The following is a 2,233-nucleotide window of genomic DNA, read 5'->3' as shown; positions in this document are numbered from 1 at the left end:
GCATCGTACCCAGCGCCTCGAGCCCGTAGGTCACCAGGCCGGATGGCTTGCCAGTGGCAAGCCATCCGGCCTGGTGACCTACGGGCTCGAGGCGCTGGGTACGATGCGCATCGAGAAGGGCCATGTCACCGGCGCCGAGATCGACGGCCGCACCACGGCGCGCGACCTGCATCTCGACTGGATGCTGTCGAAGAAGAAGCCCTTCATCGGCTCGGCGATGATGGACCGCGAGGGCCTGATCACGCCTGACCGGCTGCAACTGGTCGGCCTGGTCTCGCTCGACAACCGCCCGTTCAACGGCGGCGCGCATATCGTCGAGGAACTGGACGAAGCCAATCCACGCGATTCGATCGGCCACATAACCGCCTGCTGCTATTCGCCGGCGCTCGGCAAGCATATCGCGCTAGCGCTGGTCAAGGGCGGCAAGGCCAGGCACGGCACGCGCGCTTTCGTCTCGGACCCGTTGCGCAATCGCTTCGGGCCGATCGAGATCGTCTCCAACCACTTCTACGACCCGGACGGGAGCCGCATGCATGGTTGAACGTCAATCTCCGCTCGAGCCGGAGTACCACCCGGGCTCGCACGGCAATTTCGAACATGGCGTCGACGTCATCCTGTCTGAGACGCGGCCGGGCTCGATCCTGCAGCTCGCCGCATGGCCGGGCGAGGAGAAGCGCCTTATGTCGGCGATATACAAGGTCGCGGGCCTTGCCCTGCCCGACGGCGCCGGCGGCGGCGTCACCAACGGCGGCAGATCGGCATTCGGCATCGCGCCAGGCAAGTTCACCGTCATCGACGACGCCGAGGGCCTTGCGGCCGCGTTCAGCGGCGTCGTCACGCCGGACGTGGGCACCGTCACCGACCTGTCGCATGGCCGCACCGCGATCCGCATCGCCGGCCCGAAGGCCGAATGGGTGCTGGCGAAGTTCTTTGCCATCGATTTCGCGCTGCCGGCCTTCCCGGTCGGCGCCGGCCGCTCGACCACCCATCACGACGTCTTCGCGCAGATTCAGCGCACCGGCGCCGACCAGTTCGACATCTATGTCTTCCGCTCCTTCGCCCGCTCCTTCTGGAAGGCGCTGTGCCACGCCAGCGAGGAAGTCGGCTACGAGGTGCAGTAGCTCCGGCTGGCACTACGGACGGCCACAACTGCTGCTTGAGGCTTGGGCCAGCCGGGCCGATAGATAGGCAATCACGGGCTCTTGCCGGAGCAGGTGCCCGTCCAGGCAACCAGTTCGACCATATCCTCCATGACCGCAGAGACTTCGGTGACGGCCACCACCCGCTTTGCTCCGGCGGGCGAGATGTCGATGCTGTTGCCGGCAACGGTCGCCTGCGGCGTCTTCATGACCAGCCTCGACCAGAATGTAGTGGTGACCGCACTTCCCGGCATCGGTGAAAGCTTGGCCCGCCCGCCGAGCCAGCTTGGCCTTCTGATCACCGTCTATGTAGCCAGCCTGATCATTCTCGGCGGCTGGGCGGCGGACCGCTTCGGCCTGCGCAACGTGTATTGCTTCGCCCTTCTCGTCTTCGCCAGCGCCTCGGCACTTTGCGGCCTCTCGGAGAACATCTGGATGCTGGTCGCCTCGCGCGCCCTGCAGGGTTTTGGCGGCGCGCTGATGGGCACGCTCGGCCAAGTGGTGATCCTGTCGAGCTTTCCGCGCGACCGCACGCTCAAGATCAACATGTACATTTCGCTGGCCGGCCAGTCCGGACCATTGGTGGGCCCGCTGGTCGGCGGCACGCTCACCACCTACGTCTCGTGGCGCTGGATCTTCTACATAAACATCCCGATTGCGCTCATTGCCGCGCTGCTCGCCGCCTCGCTGTTCCCCTCCGCGACCAAGCCGGTCCGCACCCCGTTCGACTTTCCGGGCTTCCTGCTAGTCGGCAGCGGCATGGCGCTGCTCGTCTTCGGCATGGATTCGCTCGCCGCCAAGGACGCCGCCGCCGGCATCATCGCCGCCGAGCTGGGTGCGGCCGTCGCCATCCTGACCGTCGCGTCCTTCTATTGCCTGCGCGTCCGCAATCCGCTGCTCGACCTCAAGCTGCTGCGCATCCGCACCTTCCGCGTCAGCTTCCTGACCGGCGGCGGCCTCGACACGATCGGGCTGAGCTCCGTCGTTTTCCTTCTGCCGCTGATGTTCCAACTCGGCTTCGGTATGAGCGCGGTGCAGGCGGGATCGCTGACCTTCGTCGCCGCGATCGGTTCGTTGCTGACGCGCTTCATGAT

General features: G+C 66.1%; 4 protein-coding genes. 3 read left to right on the top strand and 1 reads right to left on the bottom strand.

Annotated elements, in window-relative coordinates:
• Both EOA33_RS32905 and EOA33_RS32900 read left to right on the top strand, forming a co-directional pair.
• On the top strand, nucleotides 1–541 hold a 541-nt coding region (locus tag EOA33_RS32905; RefSeq protein ID WP_281033587.1), incomplete at its 5' end, for a glycine cleavage T C-terminal barrel domain-containing protein.
• Nucleotides 534–1,121, top strand: coding sequence for a sarcosine oxidase subunit gamma (locus tag EOA33_RS32900; RefSeq protein ID WP_126054072.1), 588 nt, complete (start codon nucleotides 534–536; stop codon nucleotides 1,119–1,121). The genes EOA33_RS32905 and EOA33_RS32900, both read left to right, overlap by 8 nt.
• 71 nt (nucleotides 1,122–1,192) lie before the next feature.
• Here EOA33_RS32900 and EOA33_RS41075 read toward each other — a convergent pair whose 3' ends face one another.
• Nucleotides 1,193–1,348 carry a hypothetical protein gene (locus EOA33_RS41075; RefSeq protein WP_245455447.1) on the bottom strand — a complete coding sequence of 52 codons (156 nt, stop codon included), beginning with the start codon at nucleotides 1,346–1,348 and terminating at the stop codon, nucleotides 1,193–1,195.
• Between EOA33_RS41075 and EOA33_RS32895 the strand changes: the two genes are divergently transcribed.
• Nucleotides 1,347–2,233: MFS transporter (locus EOA33_RS32895; protein ID WP_245482509.1), on the top strand; the 887-nt coding region annotated here is incomplete at its 3' end. The genes EOA33_RS41075 and EOA33_RS32895 overlap by 2 nt on opposite strands.

This window comes from Mesorhizobium sp. M4A.F.Ca.ET.050.02.1.1 (assembly GCF_003997725.1).
Classification (GTDB): Bacteria; Pseudomonadota; Alphaproteobacteria; order Rhizobiales; family Rhizobiaceae; genus Mesorhizobium.
The sequence above is the reverse complement of the archived record's forward strand: the minus strand, read 5'-3'. Positions and strand labels throughout refer to the sequence as shown.

What these genes read in the sequence shown, in the direction of transcription:
- EOA33_RS32900 (WP_126054072.1), top strand. Translation starts at nt 534, where the DNA reads ATGGTTGAACGTCAATCTCCGCTCGAGCCGGAGTACCACCCGGGCTCG.
- EOA33_RS41075 (WP_245455447.1), bottom strand. Translation starts at nt 1,348, where the DNA reads ATGAAGACGCCGCAGGCGACCGTTGCCGGCAACAGCATCGACATCTCG.